This window comes from Haloactinospora alba, assembly GCF_006717075.1.
In the GTDB taxonomy this organism is placed as follows: domain Bacteria; phylum Actinomycetota; class Actinomycetes; order Streptosporangiales; family Streptosporangiaceae; genus Haloactinospora; species Haloactinospora alba.
Genome location: NZ_VFQC01000001.1, coordinates 830736 through 853909 on the forward strand (window position 1 = coordinate 830736; position 23174 = coordinate 853909).

Here is a 23174-nt window from a genome sequence, read left to right on the forward strand (position 1 = left end):
TGTCGACGCGAGGAAAACCACGCAGTGTCTCTCCCCCCGTCTCCCGATCCCCACCCGGACGACGACGTCACCGGGGAAGCGCCGCACCGCGGCAGCGGCGACCCGGCCCCCGGCGAAACGCCCGGAGCCCCCGCCGCCACGGAGCCCCCCGGTGCGCACCCCCTCCCGGAAGCGAGCGCGGAACTGAGCGCGGACGCGCTCATCCACCGGGAGAAGCCCGCTCCCAAACGGGGGTGGCGGCGGGCACTGTTCACCATGAGCCGGGGCTACCTCAACCCGGGCGAGTCCAGGATCGAACTCCGCCGCCAGGAACTGGAGGCCACCGTCCGGCGGGCGACCCTCCCCGACGCGCCCCAGGCGATCACCGTGCTCGGCACCCAGGAGGGGGCGGGCGCGACCACCACGGCGCTGGCCCTCGGCGCGGCACTGACGAAGCAACGCGGTGACCGCGGCATCGTTCTCGACGCCGACGCGCAACACCCCCCGCTCAGCGACCGGATGCCGCCCCAGGCGCCGCCGCAGAGCGGACTCGGTGAACTGCTGCACAACCCCGGGGAAGTGACGCGCTACTCCGACTTCGCCGCCTACACGGCCCAGGCCACGACCGGGTTGGACCTCCTCTCCTCCCACGCCGGGGAACTCGACACCGCGGTACTCAGCGCCGCCGACTTCCAGCTGGTCGCCGAGGTCGCGGAACGTTTCTACTCCCTGCACCTCGTCGACGCCGGAAGCGACGTCATGCAGCCCGCCGTGCCCGCGATCCTCGCCCGGAGCGACCAGCTGGTCCTCGCCACGCCCCCCTCGCGGGACGGAGCCGTCAGCGCCGCGAACGTGCTGGACGAGGTCGGCGACCTCGGGTACACGCACCTGGCCGAAACCTCCCTGGTCACGCTCACCCGGGCGCCGGCCGGAACCGGGGAGTCCTCCGAACTGGACGACATCCAGGAACAGCTCACCCGCCGGTGCCGCAACGCCCTGCGCATACCCAACGACCCCCATCTGGAGGCACACGGTGCCGTCGACCCCGACCGGATGCGGCTGTCGTCCGTGATCGGCTACCTGGAACTGGCCGTGGACGTCCTCACCGCGCTCCCGCGCCGCGGCTGACGCCGGACACGGAGAGGTCCCCGGACAACCCCGGAACGGAACCACAGACGGGGAAACGGCGTCCCAACGAGACGAACCCCGAAACATTCCCCACCCCCCGGGACACGCGTGTGAGTACAACAGCCGACGGACCCGACGGGTTCCCCACCCCGGGAGTGGCGCCGCGCAGCGACAACGACCCCCGGTACGTGGGGGACTTCCGCGTCGTCGGGAGGCTCGGCGCTGGCGGGATGGGCGTCGTGTACGCCGCGGTGGACAACGACGGCACTCCGGTAGCGGTCAAGGTCGTCCACCAGGAGTACGCCGTGGACGCGGAGTTCCGCTCCCGGTTCAGCCGTGAGGTGAACCTGCTCCGCCGTGTGGCCGGCACCTGCGTCCCCGGCCTCGTCGCGGCGGACACCGAGGCGCGGCGTCCCTGGCTCACGACGGAGTACGTACCAGGGCCGACCCTGAACAGGAACGTTCGGGAGTACGGCCCGCTGGCGGGCGACACGCTCCTCGGCCTGGCAGCGGGAGTGGCGGAGGCGCTGCAGGCGGTGCACGCGGCCGGCATCGTCCACCGCGACCTCAAACCCGGCAACGTGGTCCTGTCCCCGTCCGGGCCCAAGGTGCTGGACTTCGGGATCGCGCGCGCCGCCGAGGAGAGCGCCATCACCCGCACCAGCGGACTGATGGGTACACCCGGCTGGCTCGCTCCCGAACAGTACGACGGGGCCGACCCCGACCCCCGGTCGGACGTGTTCGCTTGGGGCGGGCTGGTCGCCTTCGCCGCCACCGGCCGCCGCCCCTTCGGGAGCGGCTCCCCCGAGGCCGTGGCGTTCCGCACCGTGCGGGAAGCCCCCGACCTGGACGGGCTACCGGAGCAGCTCCGGCCGGTCGTCTCCGCGGCGCTGTCCAAGAACCCGGCCGCACGCCCCAGCGCGGGAGAGGCCCTGTCGGCTGTCACGCAGGTGTGGACCGGGGTTCCCGAGACCGCACCGGCGGAAGCCACCCGGACGCTGCCGAGCCTGTTGGACGCGCGGTGGTCCGGCGGCCGACCGGAACCGTCGACCGCCGCGTGGGAGAGTCTCGCCCCGCCCCGGCGCACACGCCGAGGCACCACGCGCCTGCTCGCTTGGGGCGCGGCGGGCCTCGCCCTGGTCGTGGCAACCGGCGCCGCGATCACCGCCGTCACCACGGACGCGGGACCGTTCGGTGGCGGTACCAACGGCGGCGGCGGAGGCGGCGGCAGTCCCACCGCTTCCGGGGGCGGCGGCTCGGAACCGGACCAGCCCGGCCCGCGGGAGCTGGAACACGGCGGAGCCAACCTCCGCGGCGGGGACCCGGAGGAGGACCTCGGGATCGGTGCCGTGCGCACCGAGAACACGGCTCCGGACACCCTGGAGCTCGCCACCTCCGAGGCCCTGGGGCAGGGCGACGCGGTCAGCGGGCAATGGGAACCCCGGTTGCGGATGGTCTTCTCCGCGGCGCGGCGCGAGGGCTCCGACATCGTCTTCGACGGGACCGCCGAGTACCTGCGGGACAAGGGCAGCTACACTCTGCACACCAGGGACTTCGTCGTGACGGAGTTCCGCCGCACCAGCGAGGACATACAGCACCTCGACGATCCGGAGTGGAAGAACTTCTACAACTCCGCGGAGGAGGAGGTGCTGGCCACGCTGGACGCGGACACCCCCACCGCGGACTTCACCCTCACCGTCACCGGCGTTCCCGAGGAGAACCCGCAGGGCGACGTACGCTACCTGCACTACATCACCCCCGAGAGGCTGTGGGGCTACGACGTCACCGAGGAGGACCGCACCCTCGGGGACGTGTGCTACACGGAGGGCCCCGACTGGCACGACCTCCCGATGGGACCCGACGGCACCGCATGTGGATAGGTCCCCCGCTCCCACCCCCTGGAGGAACCGCGCACGATGCCGAACAGCGCCACATCCCCCCGTTTCGCCGCGTTGTCGGACGGCGACCCCCGCAGCGTCGGCCCCTTCAAGCTGCTCGGACGGATCGCCGCCGGCGGTATGGGAACGGTGTTCGCCGGCAGGAGCGCCGACGGAGGAACCGTCGCGGTGAAAGCGGCCCGTGAGGAACTCGCCTCCCAACCGGAGCCCCGCGCGCGCTTCGCCCGCGAGGCGGACCTGGCGAGCCGGGTGCGCAGCCCCTGCGTCCCGGTGCTGCGCGACTCCGACACCGCGGCGGCCGTGCCGTGGCTGGCCACGGACTACGTTCCCGGACCAACCCTGCAGCAGTACGTTCGCACCCGCGGGCCGCTGCGGGGCGAGCACCTCCTCGCGCTCGCGGCGGGCCTCGCCCACGCCCTCAGCGCCGTTCACGCGCACGAGGCCGTCCACCGGGACCTGAAGCCCGGCAACGTGCTGCTGGCACCGCACGGCCCGGTGATGGTGGATTTCGGCATCGCGCGGGAGGTCGGGGACAGTGACCTCACCAGGACCGGAGACGTCGTCGGCACGTCCGGATGGATGAGCCCGGAGCAGTACGGCGGCAGGGAACTGACGGAGAGATCCGACGTGTTCTCCTGGGGAGCACTGGTCGCCTACGCCGCTACCGGCCGGGAACCGTTCGGCACGGGGCCCGCGAACGTGCTGGCCTACCGCGTACTGCACACCGCCCCCGACCTTGCCGGCCTCCCGGACGAGATAACGCCGGTGGTGACGGCGGCCCTGTCCCCCGAGCCGTCCCAGCGTCCCACCGCGGAACAGGCGCTGCGCGCGGTGTACGGCCTGTGGGACGCCTCCGCCGATCCCCGCGACCTCACAGCGGCCGTGAGCGCGATGCTCGCCACCATCTGGACCGGCATGGAGGCAGGCGTCCCCGAACCCGCGCGCCGGCGCCGCTGGCCGCTGGCCGCGGGCGCGAGCGCCGGCGTCCTGGTCCTCCTCGCGGCCACCGCGACTGTCGCCGACGTGACGGGTGCGGCCCCCTGGCCCTCGGTGGTGACGGCGGGAGGCAACGGGGGCGGCCCGGACGACCGGAACAACGGGGGCAACGGCGGTGACGGCGGGAACGGGGAGACCTCGCCGGGAAGTGACGGCGGGCTTCCCGAGGAGGCTGTCGCCTCCGCAGAGAACGGCGCCCACAGCGCCGAGGTGGAGATCGACGAGTACGACGGCGCCCACTTCACACTCAGCTACAGTGACCAGTTCTCCACCACCTACGCGGTCTTCACCTGGGTCCAGGAAGGACCGGAGGAAGGGGCCACGTTGAGTGGGCAGCTGGGGTACAGCGGCATGCCCAACACCGTCACCATGAACCAGGACGCCTTCTACGTCACCGACGGCACGCAGCAGTGGGAGCCGGCCGAGGAGTTCGAGTACGACGCCGAGGCGAAGGAATCGGAGACAATGGAGGAGTTCGGGTTCCACGTGCCCGGTGCTCCGAAACAGGGTCTGCTCGTCTACCGTGACCCGGACCCGGTGCAGGAGGAGAAACCGATTCCCAGCGTGGCCGCGTGCTACGACCTTGAGGGGAGCACGTTCTCCACGGACTACGAGGAATGCGTGTGACCCAGCGCCCCCGCCGTTCGACCAGCGGAACAACCGTGACCGGACCCTGCCGCAACCCGCTTCCTGAGGGAGCCGCCCCAGATGCGTAGCCTGTTCACCCTCCGAACGTTCGCCCTTGTCAGTACCGCCGTCCTGCTGGCGTCCGGCTGCGGCCCCGACGGTGAGAACGGCGGGGACGAGGAGGAGCCCCAGCCTGCGACCGAGGCACCGGACGGCCCGTACCTCCGGGAGGGGGTGTTCGGGGACGGTGTGTCGTTCCGCGCGGCCCTGGAGGTCGACACCGTCGAGCGGCGTGCGGACCGCACGGTGCTGGAGTACACCGTGACGCCGCTGCAGGAGGGCGAGCACTCCGCGCGCGGCGCGTTCGAGAAGGGGATACGGCTGCTCGACCCGCTCGGCCAGCGGCTGTACGAGCGGCTCCCGGACAGCAACTACGACGCCGGGTCCGGAGAGGAAGAGAACGCGGAGGACTCCGAGGACGGTTCCGAGGACGGCGACGGGGAACCCGAGGACGGCTCGGAGGACGGCGAGGCCCCCGAGGAGACGGAGGACGCGGGCGACGGGGCCGAGGCGCCGCCGCGCCACCTCGGGAGCGAACTGCCGGACACGGTCGTGGGAGGCGCCGAGTACCGGTTGGAAGCGCACTTCCCGCCGCTGCCCGACGACACGGGCCGACTCACTGTCCTCACTCCGGGAACGACCGGGGAGTTCACCGGTGTGCCCGTCACCGACGCTCCCGAGGAGGACGAGGAGAACGGGGGAGAGAACTCCGGGGAGGACACGGACTCCGGGGAGGATGCGGACGAGGACGGGTCCGACGACTCCGGCGACGGGGAGGTGGCCGCGGGGGACACGGTGCAACCGCCCGTAACGGCCGGACCGCTGCCGGGCGAACCGGGAACGTACGCCACGGACCTGTACGCCATCTCCGAGGACGGTGCGCTCGAGTACGACACGTCCGCCGGCCGGCAGCGCATCACGGTCAGCGCCGACGAACTGTTCACCGGGGACGATGAGGAACTCGCCGAGGGTACGGCGGCGACACTCGACACCCTCGCCCAACAGGTGGACGGCCGCGCCGGCACCGACGGTCCGACCGTGAGCGTCACCGTGCACACTGGCGGCGACAGGGACAGTGACCGGGCGCAGGAACTCTCCCAACAACGTGCCCAGGCGGTGCGCGACTACCTCAACGACGAGCTCGGCGACGACTACCAGTACGAGGCGCAGGGCGGTGGGAGCGAGGAACCGCTCGTCGCCGGGGACGACGCGCAGGAGAACAAGGCGCAACGGCGCAACAGCCGGGTGGAGGTCTCCTACCCGCGTCCCTCCGCGGAGGAGGACACGCAGGACGCGGCGGACGAGGACTCCGAGGGGGAAACCGGCGGGGAGCCGGAAAAAACGGAAACCCCGTCGGTGGAGCCGCAGGACGGTGGCGAGCCCGCGACGTACCGTGCGGAGGACGGGGACGCTGTCGCCAGCGAGACCGCCACGATAGGGGGACACGAGTACACGCTGCGGGTGCTGCCGTTCTACCGCGACGGTGCCTACCTCGTCGCCAACTTCCGCGTCACCAGCAAGTCCCCGGACGAGATCGACGAGGACACGGACGCGTTCACCGGGACGGACTACCCGGGGGCCGAGTTCGGGAGCTTCAGCGCGCGCGACCCCGAGAGCGGGGAGACCTACCGCGGTGTCCGGGTGGGGCAACAGCGCGCCGTGGGGGAGGAGACCACGGGGCACGACTACCTCGGCCCTGTTTCCTATCCGTACGTGACCAGGGAGAACAGCACGAACCGCGCGTGGGTGTACCTGTCTGCCCCAGCCGAGGACGTCTCCTCGCTGACGTTGGACGCCGGCGGGTTCGGCGAGTTCGAGGACGTCCCGGTGAGGTAACCGCCGGATCGGATGAAAGCGGAGAAACCGGGAACCGCATGCCGCTACTGTCCGTCGCATCAACCAGGCGACAGGAAGCGTTGAAAACCCCGAGGAGCCGCAGTGGGAACCTCATCCGGCGCGAACCACGAGACGAGGGTATCCGTCAGCGCTAGGAAACCGGAGCGGAGCGGACCCTCGGGATAACAGCCGATCCGGCTGCTTTTGAGCCGGACACGGGCTGTTGTTTTCGGGCGCCGGAACGGAGCGAATCTCTTTTCCCTGCGGTATTTGATCCACCCCTGTTCATAGAGGGAACTCTCCCATTCCCGTTCCTGCGGCGTCGGCTCGCGACTCCGGCTGTTCCGTGTCCTTTCGGGAACGGCTTCGCTCCTGTCCTTGAAGGAGATCCACGGTGTGTTGACGAGGGGATCCTTGTCGACTCAACCGGCACGTTGGAATTACCCCCCATAGAAGTGGTCATCATGCGTTTTGGGCAGCGTCGGAGCGATGACACCGGCGGTCAGCTCGTTGAATGGTCGGTTCTCTCTGTTCTCGCGGCTGCTGTTCTCGTGTCGCTCACACTGGTTCTCGCTCCGGCCTCGTTCACGGAGCCGCTCGAATCGGCCGTGTGCCAGCTGTTCTCCGCTGATGAGGACGAGAGCGACTGCGGTGGTGGAAACAGTGCGGACAGCGATGACTCCGGGAAGCCCCCTCCGGAGAACGTGCTCTGCGCGAACCAGATGCTCATACGCACCGAGTCGATCAACGGCGCCTTCCGTAACGTGCGTGTGGAGCAGGGTGGGCAGGACTTCGTCACCTACCAGACGCAACCGGCGACGGGAGAGAAGAAAGCCGTGTACAGCACGCGCAGCATGACCTCGGTGGGATTGGACGTGTCGAACGCGCAGAAACTCAAACAAATGCAGTCCAACAAACCCCAGTGGGACGCTTTCGTCCAGGGAGGTATCAGCGGACAGTACAACTACGAGTACGAGGGCAAGGACGCGTGGGACAAGGCGAGCGATACCCGGGAGACGAAGCGGGGGTCGGGTTTCAAGCGCTGGTCCGCGGCCACCGGCGGAATAGTCACTCCCGCCGTGGACAGTGCGATAACAAATGTGTCCCATGGGCTCGAATGGGCGTGGTCCAAGGTCACCGGTGGCGACACCGAGAAGGTGAACGCGAAGTACGAGCGTCTGACCCCTGACTCGGTCACGCTCGATATCAACGCCAAAGCCGCCGTTGATATGAGCTACTCGGCGGATCTCGGTAGCAGCTCCGGTTCCGGGCCGCCGCCGGGAACCGAGAGCGGGGAGAAGAAACCGGGCGCCAGCGCCCTCCTGGAAGGACACCTGGAGGCGACCCACCGGAACTCGGTGAAGATCGACGACGAGTTCAACCGGACCCACGAGATGTGGTTCCGGGTCGACGGCGACATGAAGGCGAAGGCGGGTTTCGACTTCGGGGACCTCCTGCCGGCGGAGGCGCAGGCGGGGGTGTCCGCCGGGGGCGGTGGAAGGATCGTGCAGCGCACGAAGTTCGACTCGGAGGGGAACCCGCAGCGGATGGATTTCGAGGTCCGTTATGAGGGGGGCTTCGGTCAGGTGCTGAGTGGGAACCCCGCCGCTCCGGACATGGACAACAAGAGTCTGGAGTACAGCGAGAAGGGGAGGAAACGTGCGCAGCACACCTACAGCCTCGACCTGACCAAGGACGAGAACCTCGAGGCTTACAACAAGCTCTTCGATACGAGTACCGGTTTCGCGGCGCTACCCGCGGCGAAGCACTGGACCGACAAGTCGGAGCTGGCGGACGACGCGATCGACTTTTCCGAGAAAGTGGCGGAGAACGGGCACCAGACGTACTCGACCTACGACCTGGAAAGCGAGGAGGGAGTGGATACCTCCCTGAAGAAGGCCGGAACCGGATTCGGTGTCAACAGCAGCAACACCGAGTCGGACCTCACGGGGTTCTACTACCGGGACAACGCGGCGGATGACCCCCAGTGGCAGGAGTACGAGTGCTGATCAGCCCCGCGGCACCGTTGTCCATGCTCTACGCGGAAGTGTGAACCACAGTGAGATACATAGGAATCCTGGTCGGAGTTCCCGTCACCATTGTCCTGCTCGGTGTCATCAACATCGCCAAGATCGGGATCATGTCCGGCAGCGGCATCGACGTCACCCAGGTCGAGGGGGACTTCTGGTGGACCCTGCTATTCAGCGCTGTCAACGCGCTCGCCCCGATAACGGGAGGGCTCATCGCCGGAACCATGGCCCGGCACACGCGCGAGCGGTCATGGATCGTGGGATCGGGCGCCGTGGTGGGCGCGGCCACGGCGGTCATCATGGTCGTGCTCGGCGCGGTGTCGAACTCCGGTGAGAACCAGCAGGTGGCGGGTGCCGGCGACCTGCTGCCGGTTCTGGTCTGGCCGCTGGAGGGAGCATTCGGGGGGCTGCTCGTCTGGCTCGCCACGAGCGGAAGAAGGAAGTGAGCCCCCGGGCCACTCCCGGTCACTCGGGCGTGACCCGAACCGTCTTCTCCAGTTCCTGGAAGGTTCCGTCCTCGACCATCTCCGTCACCGCGCCGATGCGGACCGCGAGGACCGTCCCGTCCTCGCTTTTGATGCCGAAATCCGAGATGTGGTACCTGTCGAACTCCGGCAGGCGGAACTCGTGCTCGTAGTCGATCCGGTACACCTCCTCGGCTCCCGGTAGGGAGGTGGTGGAAGAGTCCTCGACCGACACCTGCTCGTCGGCGGGAAACTCCTCACCTATGTAGTTCGCCGCCTCTTCCGCGGTGAGCTGCTCGAGCTCGGCCCCCTGGTAGTCGGATATCTCGGCCGCCGCGACATCCGGCTCGGAACTGTGGGGACCGATGTACCGTGTCCATCCCTCGACGACTTCCCGGTCCTCCTCCCAGCCTTGGGGAGCGGCGTAACTGAGGGATCCGGAGTCCACCGCGGTGAAATCGTCGGGAGTCTTCGCGCTTCCCGGTTTCTCGTCCTGCTCTCCCGGTCCTGAATCATTTCCGGAGCATGCACTGAGAGCGAGGGTGAGGGTGCACACGGCCGCCACCGCTCTCGTGGAAAAACGAAGCGAAAGAAGAGGCAAAACGGTAACTCCCTACGGAATTGGATCTGGGTAAACAGTACAAGCCCGTAGAAAAAGAATCAATTTCCGTCGGTCTTTCTCCGTGGTGGAGGCCGCGCGACCGCCACGGGCGCGCCCGGGAGCGTGTCAGTCGGCTGGGCGGAAACCGGCACGGCCCATCGGGCACGACGCCCCGCTCCCTCGGTGTATGGAGGGGAAGCCCCGCGTCTCGGGGGATGCGGCGGCCGCCTCCCATCCGTGTCCGGTGGGAAACCGGAGTCAGAGCACTGTTCGGGCAGGACAGCGCGCTGGGCCCCGAACCTCGCGCGCGGGCCCAGCGAACCAGCTGCACGGAACGTGGCCACGCGGTAACGACTGGGCCCGTGCGGCAGGACGGGGGCCGCCCCCGCGCGGGTGCCGGTTCCCGAACCCCCGCCACCCTTCGCCGGTGTTCGGGATGGCCGCCGTGTTGGGGCTTTCGGAACCCCGCCCCTCTGTGAGCGGGGCGGTGGAGAAGCCGCTCCGTCCCCGTTCTTCTGTTGCCGTGTCCCATCGCCCGAGAACCTGACAGTTCTGTAAGAACGAAACATATTCAACAGAAATTTTGGGCCTATGGTCCCAGCGAGAATTGGGGGCGCACGGCTCTACTTTTTCCATGGGCGGCTGTCTAGCATCGAACCACTGGTGCACCTGCGACAGAAAAATGGAATTCCCCCATGGAAAACGGTCTTCTATGTTCCCCCACGCGCGCTACCGGGGCGATAGCGGTGGCCATGTTGTGGAATGGTCCGCCCTCATCGTCCTCGCTTCCGTTGTTCTCGCCACGTTGACGTTCATGCTGTCCCCTTCGGTCATCAAGGAACCGGTGGGGCGGGCGTTGTGCCAGATGTTCTCGGTCGGCGGTGACGAGTCCGAGTGCGACCCCGAGTTCCGCTCCGACGAGTACTACGAGCCCGAACGCTGCATGGTCAGCCGGGAAGGTGACGGAAGCACCCACACGGCGAGCGTCGTTCTGGACGGTACGAGCGGGACATCCTTCGTACGCGAGGAGTTCAACGACGACAGCGTGCGCTTCACCGCGATAGACCAGTCAGCGCTGGGCGGCGGTGTCGGCATCGGCGTCGACGCTGGAGGAGGCCCGGTCCAGTTGGAGGCCGAAGCCGGCGCGGACGCGGAGTACAGTAACCCCCAGTCGGCTTCGTGGGATTTCGACAGCACCGCGGAAGCGGACAAGTTCGAGGAACGGATACGGGAGAAAGCCAAAGAGGACGTGTCCAAGTTCGACTTCGACAATTTCGAGTCCTGGGCCGACGGCGGCGACCTTCCCGAACCCGACTCCGTCCGTTCCGAGCACCAGGTGGACATCGGCGCCCACGGCGACGCCGGCCTGAGCATAGGGAACTCGGGCCGCGGCCAGAACAACTCCGGGAACAACAACGGATCGAACGACTCCGGGAACGGCCAGGATTCCGGAAACTCGGATAACTCGGGCGGCGACGACAACTCCGGTTCCTCCGGGCAGCAGGACGGGGAAACGGGGGACTGGCAGGTGAACTTCGACCCGGGAGTTGACGCTGCTGTCGGCATCAGCGGGAGTATGGCCACCGAAACGCACGCTGACGGCAGCGAGTCGAGTATCTACAACCTCGGCGGCGAGGCCTCCGTGGGGGCTGACTGGGCGGTTGACGAGGTCACCGCTAGCAAGGGGCGCCAGGGGGCGATGAAGGTGACCCGGGACGAGGACGGAAACATCACCGACATCACCATCACCCAGACCACGAAGAGCGGGACCGGTGACACCGAGATCATCACCACCCAGCTGCCGATCGAGGGGGAGGAGCAGCGGCAGATCGCCGAGGAGTGGCTGGGGGCGGCACCTGGCGGCAAGGCGCTACCGATCACATGGGACGATATGGCTCCCGACGAGCTCCCGGAGGGCGCCGACCCGTTCCAGGAGCTCCTCTTCAACGAGGGCAACAGCAGCAAAGCCACCTACGACCAGAGCGTCACCCAGGAAGAGATCGGGCTGCAGGTGAAGCTCGGCGTCTCCCTCGGGTACACGTACACGAGCCACAGCGAGGACACAGAGATCAAGGACGCCGAGTACCTGGGGTCCCCCAGCGAGGGCGAACGCGAGTACATCTCCTACGACGATTGCGTTGGTGAGTGATATGCGCCCCCCTGCGGCCGCGCGGACGAACAGCACAGCCACAACCAGGAGAACCCCCTGGTTCGCCGTCCTCCCCCTCGGGATCCTCCTCACCGGTTGCGGACTGTTCGGCGGCGACGACGAAGCCGGGAAGGACGGGAACGCGGCCGAGGAGTCGGACTCCGCGGACTCCGCCGATGTCCCCCAGGGCTACCAGGAGATCGACGCTGACGCTGTGAACTTCGCCGTTCCCGAGGACTGGGAACCCTCCTCGGAGGGGCAGGAGGAACTGGAACACTCCCACGAGAAGCTCGACGACGGGGGCTCCACCGTCGCGATCGCCGGGATTATCCCGGTCGAGGGCGTGGGTTCCGAGTCGGAGGCGACGGAGATCACGTCCGACCTCGCGGGTGAGGTCCCCATCGGAAACACCGTCCGGGACATGGACACCGGCCAGGACGCGGAGGTCCCGGGAGCGCGCAGCGCCGCACGCAACGACTACGAGATCGAACTCCCACCGGACGGTTACGCCGATTTCCAGTACGTCACCGACATCGCGCTGATCACCGAGAAGGACGAGGGGATGGCCTTCCGGCTGGTTGTTCTCGACGACGCTGTCGACGAGTCCCGGCAGAAGGAGATCCTCGGCAGCGTCCGCGTCGCCTGACCGGTCGTGGCGCCACTCGGCAGGAACCCGTGGGAGGAAACGAAGCAGGAGGCGGTATGGCTGTCACCCGCGCGTGTGTCGCGGCGCTGGCACTGTGGATGCTCGGCGCGGTCGCGGGGCGCCGCATCATGATCAACCTCGCGAGCCTGGAGACACTGCAGTCCATGTGGGGGACGCTCTCCTGGGTGATGCCGACGAAGTTCCTCCTGCTCCTGGCCGTCGCTCTGGTGGCGTCCCTGCTGCACGGCCGCCAGTGGGACCCGTTCGCCCGCCGGCACCTGCTGGCCGTCCTCACGGTTCCGGTCTTCGTCCTGCTGCAGGACACCGTTTTTCTCATCGCCAGCGACGGGCCCAACTACCTGTTCTGGACGATGCGTGAGCTCGCCACCGTGGCCGGGGCTCTCACCGGGTGGGCCCTGGGAGCGGTCATCAACCGTGGTGTACGGGAGCGTTGCGCGACATGACAGTGAGAACGGCGGGCGCCGTGGCCACGGTTGCCCTTCTGGTGCTGACCGGATGTGTGGAGTCCGACGACGGGGCCGACGACAACGCGGCGGAAACCCCCGGACCGAGCGGTACGGACGGGGAGACGCCATACGGTGGGCCCACGCCCCTGGGGGAGGGCGAGCAACCCGACCTCGACATCGGCGGTGTGGTCACCGAAGCCGCCGCGAACGACACGGTCGAACTCGCCACCCGGGGCGCGGGAACGGAGGACGCGATGGACGCCACCGAGTGGGAGACGCGTTTCCGGATCACGTTCGACGGGGCGCAGCGTGAGGGCACCGGTGTGACGTTCACCGGCCAGGCGGAGTACCTGGGAGACACGGGCGGATACCTGCTGCACTCGCACGACATCCGGGTGCTCGTCCCGACGGAGGGCGGTGACGGCCGCGGAGAGGACGGCGAAAGCCCCGAGGAGGGCTACGAGACCTTCACCGCGGCGGAACCCGCACAGCTCGCCACCCTGACACCCGAGAACCCCGACGAGGAATTCTCGGTGACGATCGCCGACGTTCCCCCGGAACCGGAGGGGCGGCGCAACGACGACGGGACGGTCGGCCGGTTCGTGAAATACCGAACCCCGCCCGAGCTGTGGGGCCACACGGTCGAGGCGCCGCCCGACTTCACCCCGGGCCGGCTCTGCTACTTCGAGGGCGAGGAATGGCACGACATCCCGCTGTTCGACTACACCGACTACCCGTGCGGGTGAAGGACCGGTATCGCCGCCCCGACCGGACAACCCGAGTCCCGGAAAAGACCGGGCTCGAACAGTCTCCCGGTTCGGGCCGGCTCGGACCGTGACGAAGGGCTCCGCGCGCCGGAATGTCGGGGGAGCGGAGCCCTGGCGGGGGAGAGAGCTGGTTGTCAGTGCTGCCACGGTGTGGGCGGGGCCCCACCATCGCGCAGCCACCGGTCGAGTTCGGTGAAGGCCGCGTCGGCGGGGTCGACGCGGCGGGAACGCAGCAGCTCGGACAGGTGGTCGTAGAGCAGGTCCGCGTAGTCCGCCTGTGTCACCACCTCCCGGGGCCAGTGGCCGCCGGTGGCGTCCCGGTGGTGGCCCGGGTGCCCGGTCGTGAGCACACAGGCGAGCCGAAAGCTCTCACTTCCCGGGCGGCGTTCGCGACACTGGTACTTCTCACTGGGGACAGCTTCCAGGCTCATGCGGCCACCCCCTCGCGTCGCGTGTGCCGGGCGATGTCGTGCAGAACGGCGACGCCCAACCGGTCACGGTCCACGCGATCCGCTCGGTCGCGTTCCTGATGCCATGCGCGCTGTCTCTCCAGCGCCCGGTAGTAGGGCCGCACCATCGCGACCTCCAGGTGCAGCGCTTCGGGGTCTTCCCCGGGCGGGAGCACGCTTTGGCGTGGGGTGCGTTCCTGTGCGTGTGCGGCATGGGACGTGCGGGCGGTGCGGGAAGGGACGGGAACGTCACGGTCGGCGGTCATAGGACGCGCGTGCACCCCACGCGCAGGCCGGATGAGGCGCGAAACCAGACAGACCAGGGCTATTAGAATGTGCATGTCTCTGATTCCTGTTCAATCAGGGGCCATGTCCCCGGACCGGTGCCAGCGGTCGCGGGGACTTCGTTGTGCGAGTCAAGTCCTAACCATACATCTGCCTTGTCTGGGTCGTCTACCACGTTTGCCATATGCTGCGCGTCTGCTTGGTGGCTAACGTCCCACTTATGACAGTCGACCACTTCGATCCGATGCCGCTGTACCAGCAGGTCGCACGGGCTATCCGTGACCAGATCAAGGCAGGGGAACTCAATCCGCGCGATGCGATCCCCTCGGAGTCGGAGTTGGTGGCTCACCATGGGGTTGCGCGCGAAACCGCGCGGCGTGCGGTAGCGCTGCTACGCGAAGAGGGATGGGTGGTGACGCTGCCCCAACGCGGGACGTTCGTAGCAGACCTGGGGTAAGCGGCGCCGCACCCCGAGCTTTCGGCAGGGAGTCGCGACAATGTGCGGCGGTACAGGTCCAAGCACAGGCGTTCCACACCTGTGCTGGTTGTACATCACTGCGGGATACGGCGGCGCTTTTGGGAGAGAAGAACCACTCCCACCCAACGACAAGGTCCTGACAGGGAAGAAACCGCCAGCAGCGCAAAGACCGTCATGCTATGGCAGAGAGTGTCCGCTGGTTCTCCCACAGCGTCTTCGTTCGTTTCCTTAACCTGGCCCCGATCACTCCTTTCTCACCACACGCCCGGCAATGAGAATGCCGCCAGGGCATGGACAGCCGTCGGATACGCATACGGGTTCGTTGTGGCCGGGTTCGGCCACGGCGCCCCCTGCCGTTTTCGGCGTGTGGTGGTTTCGTTACCCTTGCCGGGTCGGTGCTGCAGCGCCAATGTATGGTTTCCCTGCGCACGAGAGAGTTCGCTGGTCATGCCCGGTTCTCTGCGGCCGGTTCGGGTTTGTTGTGCGCCACTGGTCTGGGGCTTTTCGTCATGCGAACACCGGGTCCTCTTCCGGGGAGGCCCGCCGGGATGCGGTGTCGTGACGGGTGATAGGACCGGGGTGGAAAACGCGAACACCGCGGTTTTCGTAGTGCGAAAAAATGTGCCGGGCTTATTTGCGTCCTTTCCTGTCCAGGGAGTGACGCGGCGGCGGGGAAGTGTTCTCCGGCAGGACAGGTGCACTGTTGCTGTGCCGATAGTGGTGTCGGTGGTGCGGAATAGCCTGACCGTGCTCGGCACCGTTTTTGTCGCGGTGTGTCGCTGTGATGAGTGAACGTGGAGAAAGTAGGAATCTGATGTCTCAGCGTGTGCCCACCGCGTTGCGCCTGGCGCGGGTGTTGTTCTTCGTCACCGCGGCTCTGGGGGTGATGGCCTACTACACGCTGTTGAGTTTGCAGGCGCCCTACCCAGGCCTGGTGGCGGGATTCTGGGTCTATATGGGACACACGCTGGTGTCCCTGACATTCGCGTTGCTCATTTCCCAACCCAAACCCTGGATGCTGTGGGGAATCAGCGCCTACACCGGGCTGGCCATCGTAGTGAGCCTGTTCTCCCTACTCGGAGGCAGCGCGCGGGCCATTCCCCAGCTGGTCATTCCCGCGATCATCCTGTACTGCGTCCTGAGGCCGGAGTCCCGGCAGTATCTGGCGCGTCGCACAGCGAGTTGAGCACACCACCGCCGTACCTGCCGCGGTGACTGTTCTCCTTTCTTTGCCCGCCCCCTTTTTTCTTCGTGTGGTGCCCCCCGTGTTACGTACACTCCACGATCCCGAACGCGGTGCCCAGTTCATCGAGTACGCGGCCGTGCTCGTTCTGGTCGCCTCCATCGCCAGCCTCCTGCTGAGCAGCAGTCTGCTGACGCGTATCAGCGATCTCGTCGGTGGTGCGGTCTCCTCGATCACCCAGGCGGGAACTGCCGACGAGGGCCAGCACGACGCGCCAGAGGAGGACGGCTCCTCGTCCTCCGGCTCGCAGGCCTCGTCCGGCGACGGCGGATCCTCCTCACCGGCGTCGGGGACACCGCAGGATGACGGGAACACTCCCGACCTCGAGGACTCGGGGCCTTTCGAGGTGGCGACAACGCCTGACGGAAACCCCTACACCCTGGAGGACGCCGCCCGGGACGGTCAGGTGAGCCAGGAGGAGTTCCTCAACACTCCCCAAGGGGTGGTTTTTGCCCACATGGCAGCCACTCCCAAGGCCCCCGATGTGGAGAGGAAGCCCCGCAGACCCCCTCCTATTCCGGATATCAAGGACATGCCGGGCCTCTGGTGGGAGAACACCAAGAGCGGCATGGGTGCCCTGAAGAACCGGGCAGGTGAGGATCTGGAGGCTGGCTGGCAACTCGCGACTGACCCGGCCGGAACCATGCGGGAGTCCGGGAAATCAATAGCCGACGATGTCCAGAAGAACATCATCGACGCTACGCGGGGAGATGTCGCGAAGGTCCTGCACGGCGATCTCGGAGAGAAGATCGACGGGCATTTCAGCGCCAGCGCGAAGATCAACAAACACCTGTTCTGGGACGCTCCCTACAGCCCGGGGGGCATGCTCATCGACCACAAGGCCCGGGAGAAGTTCAAAAACGGTGATCCGGTAGCTGCCGCCCAGCGCACGAGCTACAACTACGCCTCCTTGTTCCTGTCAGGCGGGTCGAAAGGGTTCCTGAAGATCGCCGGGAAAGGGGGAAAGACCCCCGAGGGATCCGGAAACACACCAGACACCTCCGATCCCGAGGGTTACCAGCGAGCAGAAGGCGACACGAACAACGACACGGACACGGGCAAGGAGGACCAGCGCGAGGACAACAACGACAGCGACGAGTCGGGGGCGAGTTGTTCCAGTAACAGTTTCCTGCCTGCCACGCCGGTGGTGTTGGCTGACGGTTCCCGGGTGGACATCAGTGAGGTCGAGGCGGGTGATGCGGTGTGGGCGTTTGATCCCCGCACTGGTGAGGAGGGTCCGCGTCGGGTCACGGACACGATCTCCTCGGCCGGGGACAAGCAGCTGGTCGATGTCGCGGTCCAGGACGGGGACGGCGGCAGCCAGACGCTGACGGCGACCCAGGAGCATCCGTTCTGGGCGCCTCGGGCCGGTGAGTGGGTTGAGGCGGGCGAGCTGCGGGTGGGTACGTGGTTGCGTACCTCCAGCGGCACCTGGGTGCAGGTGCAGGCGCTCAACCACCGCACCGCCAGCGACCAGCCGGTCCACAACCTCACTGTCGAGGGCCTGCACACCTACTATGTGGGCGCGGGAAACCAAGACGTCCTCGTACACAATGAAAATAATTGCTATTCTGCAAACAAAAATGGGACAAAAAATGTAAGAGAAAAAAAGAATATAGGAAAAGGAAAAAACACTGCGATTGTCGATTACGACATAGATGGAATGGGAGAAGGGCAAAAGATCGGCGTCAGTGGAAAGAAAAATTCTCCTGATGGAACTTCACCAGTGCCTAATGACAGCGAAAGAGAGTTCTCTGCCAGATCTGAGGATGGGGGGCACAGCGCTCCTTGGGACTCAGAAGTTAAGGCACTAGAAGACTTAAGCCAAGATTTGTCAAGCGACGCAAAAGGAAAATTAGAAATATATACAGAAAGGCCTCCATGTTCTTCTTGCAGGAGTGTTATATCTCAATTTGAGGAAAAATATCCGAATGTTGACTTGCATGTTTCCTGGGGGAAGAAAAATAGAACATATAAAGATACCTCGAAGGGATATATCGACCCTGATGTAGAAGAATATGACAATAGGGATTGGTATAAAGATGACATTCCAGATTATTTGAGGTGACAATATGACAGAAGAAAATATTGATTTTCTGATAGAAAAAATGAAATCGATGAGTTTGATTTATCATCCATCGAACAAGCATTTGGATTATTCGACGGATGATATAAATAATCTGCCTTTCAGGAAAGGTGAAATACATCCTCCTTATTCTTATATTTATTTTCTAAAATCAAGAATGGAGTTTTCTGGACCGGTCGATTTTCCTATAGATATTTCCTATTTGGCGTGTATAAATTCTTCGGAAACTGCACATGAGCTAACTTTTGAATGTGATTTCAGTGTTCGTGAAAAATTCTTTTTTTCTGAACATCAAGGATATATAGTATGGTTCTTCAAAGAAGATGGCGCAGTTTATAGGTTTGGTGAAGATACAGAGAGAGAGGAAAAATTGTACTCCTCTTTTGAGGAGTTTCTAGAATTTATGATGCTTTTTGCTTTGAGTGCGAGAAGTAAGCGGCTCGCAGAACGGGAAAGAAAAAACTTTTGATATTTCTCGATCTGATTTGTAGTCCAGGGTAAAACCGTGTAGCGTCGCACTGTCCAAGGCCAAGAAAGATCGACCCTCAACAACTACTCAGTTAGGCGGTTCTGCCCGGTCTTCAGGTGGGAGGAACACACGTCGGATCGCGTCATGGCAGACGCCTGGTAGTTCCCAAGGCAGGAGAAGCGGTTCGTGCACCAAAGCGATCGGGCATGTTGAAGTACGCTGAGCGGATCGCAGCGCTCAGTGGGTATCTGGTTCCCTTGGACGTTCTTGGAGATCAGTCAGTGGAATGTCGGGGAAGATGTAGCAGGTACAGGTATCGCCACCCGTATGTGGTCAGGTGCTTCACCACCCTCACCCGACTTGCATTGGCTGTGGGAGTGGCCCTCATAGAAGAAGAACGTCGCTACTCGACGGTGAGGTTCTCCATCACGGGGAAGAGCCCTGCCTTGATGTTCACCACGGACACGTCCTCCGGAAGGAAGATGAAGTTGTAGAACTCCTTGCTGGCCCCGACATCGATACTGCTGATCGAGTTGGTCTGGCTGCAGGGACAGTTCCTCGTTCCCTTATCCGGACCCAGTACGTAGGCGGTGCGGTAACGACGGTCGGTCACGGGATCGACAATCTTCACACCATCCACGGGCATTCCCCATGTTTCGGAGAACTTCTCGGATCTCAGGGCTCCCCACGGGCTCTTGTCCTTCTCACTGTTGTTGGTGATCGTGTAGGTGAGTAGAGCGCCGTTACTGTTGACGCGGTGCAAACCGGTCATTTGAAGATCGTAGTCGACCTGGTCGTCAATGACTTCCTGCGCCAGATGGCTGGAGGCTTCCGTAGCGGGACGTCCCGCGGGCTGTTCCCCACCAGAACTGTTGTCGCTCGATCCTCCCGCGGTGGAGGAATCGTCGGGCCGCTCCTTCGGGGCCGTGCCTTCCTCGTCCTTCGGGATGATCACAGAGACGCGCCGGTTGCGTTCCCTGGCCTTCTCACTCGTCCCGTCATAGAGCGGTTCGCGAGACCCGAACCCTTCGGTCTCGTAGGAGACGTCCCGGTCGACGAGCTCCTCCAGCTCATCCCGGACCGATTCCGCCCGCTCCTCCGACAGCGGTTCGTTGATCTCGTCGCTGCCCGTGTCATCCGTGTGGCCCTCGATACGGACCTGGGAAACGCTGGACTCCTCGACCTGCTTGGCGCTGCGCTCCAGAACCTCGGATGCCTCGCTGGTGATCTCCGACTTGTTCACATCGAACAACACGTCCGTAGACAAGTTGATGTTCGTGGTTTCGGAGTCTTCAACCACCTCGTCGCTCCCGTCCTCGGAGGCGCTGGAGGCGACCATCTCCCACGCCTGGGGTTTGGCTTGGGAAGCGTCATCCGGATGGGGGAGACCCAGGCTGTCGAGGTCGGGTTTCTCCTCGCTGATGGGAACACTGACGAAAGGCGACGTGGAGGAGGTGATCACGGAAACCTCCGACACATCGGACGGAGGCGCCGACATGACGGCGGCGAACGTCTTGCTGTCACCAGCACCGATCCGCTGGGCGAGGGAGTCTTCGGTTTCGGTGCACAGACATCTGCCTTCGGGCCGCCGGTAAGGCATCTGCAGAGCTTGGTTGGCCTCGTCGATCCACCCGATCCCGGAGAACGCCTCCGTCACGAAGTCCCCTCCGCCCTTGAAGCCCCAGTCGAGATCGCCCCAGACGGAAATGTTCTCCGAACTCGTGTTCGTCACCTCGAACGCCGCCACCAGGTGCTCTTCACCGAGGCGGTACAGGGAAAGCTCCGTTTCCGAGCTTTGCGGATGCTCGGTCAGCGGCTGGTTGGTGATGCTGGAGGCGGGTTTCTCCCGTCCGTCCGAGGAGCCGTCCGCGTCTTTCCCCTCTTCCTGGTCGGAACCCGAGTCAGAGGAGAAGGTTGCGCATCCGGTGGTTCCGGTGACAAGCGCCACGGTAAGTGCCAGCAGCGGAAAACCACTGGTTTCGGCGAGTTTTCGCATGTGGGGGTATTACCTCGTGTCAGGATCGGTGGTTCCGTATGCTCCAGCGGTCGTTTTCCGGAATGAACCGCAGTGGCCACATAGGAACATACCGCTTCCGTACTGGGCGGTGTGTTCCGGTCTGGGAAAGCGGACCGCCGCCGTTGGGCACAGGATCAACCGCTGTTTGACCGCCAACCGAACCTCCCTGGTTGTTGTCTTCGAATAAGGAGAGTTCAAGGGCGGCACACGGGAACCCGCTGGCCGTACATAGGCGTGGTGCGGAAACACAACGAGGATCCCGGTGTGAGAACCGGGAGTCAGTGGCGTGTATGGAGGTTTGCGGTCAGCTCGGCTCTTCTCCAGGAAAGGGCGAGTCGGTATCTGGTCAGGGGCAACAGCTCACTTGCCTGTGTTCAGTACCAGTGGGTACTGGCGTTGCTCGGACCTCCGGAGGGATTCTGCCAGAACTCCCACGCTTTACAGGGGGTCCCGTAGTTGGGGCGTTCGGCGATGTAGTCCAACCCCCACTGGATCTGAGTCGCAGGGTTCTTGTAGTAGTCGGGAGGCGGATTGTGGCCGGCGCTGGGAAGGAGCTGGGGGATTCCGGCAGCCTGGGAGCTGGGGTTGATGGCAGTGTGGTCCCAACCGCTCTCCCGCTGCCACAGGTTGTCGAGGCACTTCCACTGTTTGCCCGTCCAGCCCCGTTCGGCGGCCATCTCCTTCCCGAGCTTCCTGTTCTCCTCGTTCTTGACACTGCCCTCGGGGACATCACCGAAGGTGACGGGCCGCCGCTGGGGCGGATCCGTGTCTTCTACCTCCACCCAGGACTTGCTGTCGCATTCGGGGCCTTCGACGAGGCAGATGGCTTTCCGGACGCCGTCGTGGAGGACATTGCCCGGCTGGAGGGCGGCGATCGTTCCGATCAGAACCGAAACGAAGACCAGCGCCGTCGCGGTTTCGATGAGTGGGGCGCCTCGGTCGGACTTCGGCCGCCTGCGTCTCGGGATAAAGCGGCGGATGTTCACCGGTCTACTCCTTCGGTCGGGGGGATTATCCGTGGTTCAGGAGACGGGAACGTTCTTCACGGGTTCGAACCCTGGGATGTCTACGGTGACTTTTGACGTCTCGTCCTCGGTCCAGTAGGAGCTCCAGACCGTGCGGGACTCGCCGGCGGCGATGTCGGCAGCGTCCCCGTTGCCTTTCGGGGCGAGGCAGTCCTCGTTCGACTTGGTCAGTGTTTTGTACTTGGTGTTGGTCTTCTCATCGATGAGTTGGATCCCGTCGAGCCGGGAATCCGAGGCCTGACCGCAGTTGAAAATACCCGACTTCAGGAAGTGGTAGATCGGATCGGCTTCCTCATTGCCGTTGTTAGTGATGGTGTAGGTCAGGGAGGTGAGTCCGCCACTAGATGAACGCTGGACTGCGTTGACCGCGACCTCGAGGTTCTCGGTGTCCTCGTCTTGGTCATCGGGTCCGGCTTCGCCCAGAATCGTGTCATCGTCGGCGGGGTCAGAAGAGTCGTTGGAGCCGTTTTCGCTCTCCTGCTCGTCGTTCGATTGGTCAGCGGAGTAGGAGACAGTGGTGCGGCGGTTCTTCGCGCGTCCTTCCTCGCTGCTGTTGTCCGCCACCGGGTCGTCGGAACCGTGGCCCTGGGTGTCGTAATTGATGTCGTCCCGGTCGATCAATTCGGTGAGGCGTTCGGCCACCGCTTTGGCGCGTTCCTTAGACAGTGGATCGTTGATGGAGTCACTGCCGGTGTCGTCCGTATAACCATCGATTTCGACCTTCTCAACTCCGGAGTTGTCGATCTCTTCGGCTGTGTCCTCGAGGATCTCGTTCGCTTCGCTGGTGAGTTCGGATTCGTCGACCTCGAACAGGACATCCGAGGAGAGGGCGACGTTTATCTCATCGCCGCTCTCGTTACGGGTGGTGCCGGTTTCCTCGTTCTCCTGTTTGCTGTGGAGAGAACGGATGATGGGTTCATCCGGATCGTCCGGAAGCTTTTTCGGCGGGTCACTGTCCCCGTCTGTGATCGGGACGTCGTGGATGGGTGCGGTGATTGGGGTAGCTACGGAGACTGTGTCGAGTTCCTTGGGAGGTTCTGGATAACCAGCCCACAGGTCACGGGTTTCCCCCGGTTTGAGCTTGGTGAGGTCAACGTCCTCGTAGAAATCCGAACAGTAGCAGGGTTTGTCCCCGTATTCCTCTTCTTTTTCGGAGCGGATCGGATAGTATGCTTCTTTTGCGTTGACGTCGATCAACGAGAAACCCGAAACGTTTTCGCTGTCCGGGAATGCCTCCCTGAGAGAGTGGTAAATATTAATCTCTTCGTCTGAGTTGTTCGTAATCTGGAACTTGAGGATAGCAGTATCCTCATCCGTTCGTTCCAAGCTCTTGATCTTGAGCTGCGTATCCCCGGGGAGATACACAGCCTCGGTGCTTATTGGAAGAGTAGCATCTTCTTTTTCTTTATTTTTTTCTTTTTCGTCTTTGGATTCACTGCTTCCTTCTGTGAACTGCAAACCACATGCATTTGCC

Annotated in this window: 20 protein-coding genes; 14 read left to right on the forward strand and 6 right to left on the reverse strand. The window is 64.6% G+C overall.

Annotated elements, in window-relative coordinates; translation table 11 throughout:
- Positions 1–24: 24 nt before the first annotated feature.
- The 6 genes from FHX37_RS03890 (at position 25) to FHX37_RS03915 (ending at position 9000) form a co-directional block, all read left to right on the forward strand.
- Complete coding sequence (locus FHX37_RS03890) at positions 25–1107, forward strand: hypothetical protein (RefSeq protein ID WP_141922187.1); 1083 nt, start codon at positions 25–27, stop codon at positions 1105–1107.
- A gap of 110 nt (positions 1108–1217) precedes the next feature.
- Entirely contained in the window at positions 1218–2987 is a 1770-nt protein-coding gene (locus FHX37_RS23145) for a serine/threonine-protein kinase (protein WP_246062054.1), read from the forward strand.
- Positions 2988–3023: 36 nt separating this feature from the next.
- Positions 3024–4628, forward strand: a complete 1605-nt coding sequence (locus tag FHX37_RS03900; protein ID WP_141922188.1) for a serine/threonine-protein kinase — start codon at positions 3024–3026, stop codon at positions 4626–4628.
- An 81-nt stretch (positions 4629–4709) separates the two neighbouring features.
- Positions 4710–6524 carry an OmpA family protein gene (locus FHX37_RS03905; RefSeq protein WP_141922190.1) on the forward strand — a complete coding sequence of 605 codons (1815 nt, stop codon included), beginning with the start codon at positions 4710–4712 and terminating at the stop codon, positions 6522–6524.
- A gap of 434 nt (positions 6525–6958) precedes the next feature.
- Complete coding sequence (locus FHX37_RS03910; protein ID WP_170181497.1) at positions 6959–8533, forward strand: hypothetical protein; 1575 nt, start codon at positions 6959–6961, stop codon at positions 8531–8533.
- A gap of 50 nt (positions 8534–8583) precedes the next feature.
- Entirely contained in the window at positions 8584–9000 is a 417-nt protein-coding gene (locus tag FHX37_RS03915; protein WP_141922194.1) for a hypothetical protein, read from the forward strand.
- A gap of 19 nt (positions 9001–9019) precedes the next feature.
- Here FHX37_RS03915 and FHX37_RS03920 read toward each other — a convergent pair whose 3' ends face one another.
- Positions 9020–9574, reverse strand: coding sequence for a hypothetical protein (locus FHX37_RS03920; protein WP_141922195.1), 555 nt, complete (start codon positions 9572–9574; stop codon positions 9020–9022).
- Positions 9575–10376: 802 nt separating this feature from the next.
- Between FHX37_RS03920 and FHX37_RS03925 the strand changes: the two genes are divergently transcribed.
- From FHX37_RS03925 to FHX37_RS03940, 4 genes are read left to right on the forward strand one after another with little or no spacing between them, the layout of a single operon-like run.
- Positions 10377–11768 carry a hypothetical protein gene (locus FHX37_RS03925; RefSeq protein WP_141922198.1) on the forward strand — a complete coding sequence of 464 codons (1392 nt, stop codon included), beginning with the start codon at positions 10377–10379 and terminating at the stop codon, positions 11766–11768.
- Entirely contained in the window at positions 11761–12414 is a 654-nt protein-coding gene (locus FHX37_RS03930) for a hypothetical protein (protein WP_141922200.1), read from the forward strand. Before FHX37_RS03925 ends, FHX37_RS03930 begins: the two co-directional genes overlap by 8 nt.
- A 56-nt stretch (positions 12415–12470) precedes the next feature.
- Complete coding sequence (locus tag FHX37_RS03935) at positions 12471–12878, forward strand: hypothetical protein (RefSeq protein ID WP_141922202.1); 408 nt, start codon at positions 12471–12473, stop codon at positions 12876–12878.
- Positions 12875–13627 (forward strand): hypothetical protein, encoded by a 753-nt coding sequence (locus FHX37_RS03940; RefSeq protein ID WP_141922203.1) that lies wholly within the window; start codon positions 12875–12877, stop codon positions 13625–13627. The genes FHX37_RS03935 and FHX37_RS03940 overlap by 4 nt, the downstream gene beginning before the upstream one ends.
- 155 nt (positions 13628–13782) lie before the next feature.
- Here the strand turns inward: FHX37_RS03940 and FHX37_RS03945 are convergent, their stop codons facing one another.
- Together FHX37_RS03945 and FHX37_RS03950 are read right to left on the reverse strand one after the other, a co-directional pair.
- The gene (locus FHX37_RS03945; protein ID WP_141922204.1) at positions 13783–14079 is read right to left on the reverse strand and encodes a hypothetical protein; all 297 of its coding nucleotides are present in this window, start codon (positions 14077–14079) and stop codon (positions 13783–13785) included.
- Positions 14076–14363 carry a hypothetical protein gene (locus FHX37_RS03950; protein ID WP_141922205.1) on the reverse strand — a complete coding sequence of 96 codons (288 nt, stop codon included), beginning with the start codon at positions 14361–14363 and terminating at the stop codon, positions 14076–14078. Before FHX37_RS03950 ends, FHX37_RS03945 begins: the two co-directional genes overlap by 4 nt.
- Before the next feature lie 239 nt (positions 14364–14602).
- Here FHX37_RS03950 and FHX37_RS03955 point away from each other — a divergent pair, with 239 nt between their 5' ends.
- The 4 genes from FHX37_RS03955 to FHX37_RS03970 all read left to right on the forward strand — a co-directional run bounded on the left by FHX37_RS03955 (position 14603) and on the right by FHX37_RS03970 (position 18658).
- A complete protein-coding gene (locus FHX37_RS03955) occupies positions 14603–14839 on the forward strand; it encodes a GntR family transcriptional regulator (RefSeq protein WP_141922206.1) in 237 nt (78 codons plus the stop codon).
- Positions 14840–15674: 835 nt separating this feature from the next.
- Positions 15675–16046 carry a hypothetical protein gene (locus tag FHX37_RS03960; protein ID WP_141922207.1) on the forward strand — a complete coding sequence of 124 codons (372 nt, stop codon included), beginning with the start codon at positions 15675–15677 and terminating at the stop codon, positions 16044–16046.
- A 79-nt stretch (positions 16047–16125) separates the two neighbouring features.
- On the forward strand, positions 16126–18171 hold the full coding sequence (locus FHX37_RS03965; protein ID WP_141922208.1) for a polymorphic toxin-type HINT domain-containing protein: 2046 nt from the start codon (positions 16126–16128) through the stop codon (positions 18169–18171).
- A 4-nt stretch (positions 18172–18175) separates the two neighbouring features.
- Positions 18176–18658: a hypothetical protein gene (locus tag FHX37_RS03970; protein WP_141922209.1), complete on the forward strand. Its 483-nt coding sequence runs from the start codon at positions 18176–18178 to the stop codon at positions 18656–18658.
- Between the two features lie 403 nt (positions 18659–19061).
- Here the strand turns inward: FHX37_RS03970 and FHX37_RS23430 are convergent, their stop codons facing one another.
- The 3 genes from FHX37_RS23430 to FHX37_RS03985 form a co-directional block, all read right to left on the reverse strand.
- Positions 19062–20654 carry an OmpA family protein gene (locus FHX37_RS23430; RefSeq protein WP_246062055.1) on the reverse strand — a complete coding sequence of 531 codons (1593 nt, stop codon included), beginning with the start codon at positions 20652–20654 and terminating at the stop codon, positions 19062–19064.
- A 395-nt stretch (positions 20655–21049) separates the two neighbouring features.
- The gene (locus tag FHX37_RS03980; protein ID WP_141922210.1) at positions 21050–21661 is read right to left on the reverse strand and encodes an aggregation-promoting factor C-terminal-like domain-containing protein; all 612 of its coding nucleotides are present in this window, start codon (positions 21659–21661) and stop codon (positions 21050–21052) included.
- A gap of 36 nt (positions 21662–21697) precedes the next feature.
- Positions 21698–23158 carry an OmpA family protein gene (locus tag FHX37_RS03985; RefSeq protein WP_246062056.1) on the reverse strand — a complete coding sequence of 487 codons (1461 nt, stop codon included), beginning with the start codon at positions 23156–23158 and terminating at the stop codon, positions 21698–21700.
- Between the last annotated feature and the right edge of the window lie 16 nt (positions 23159–23174).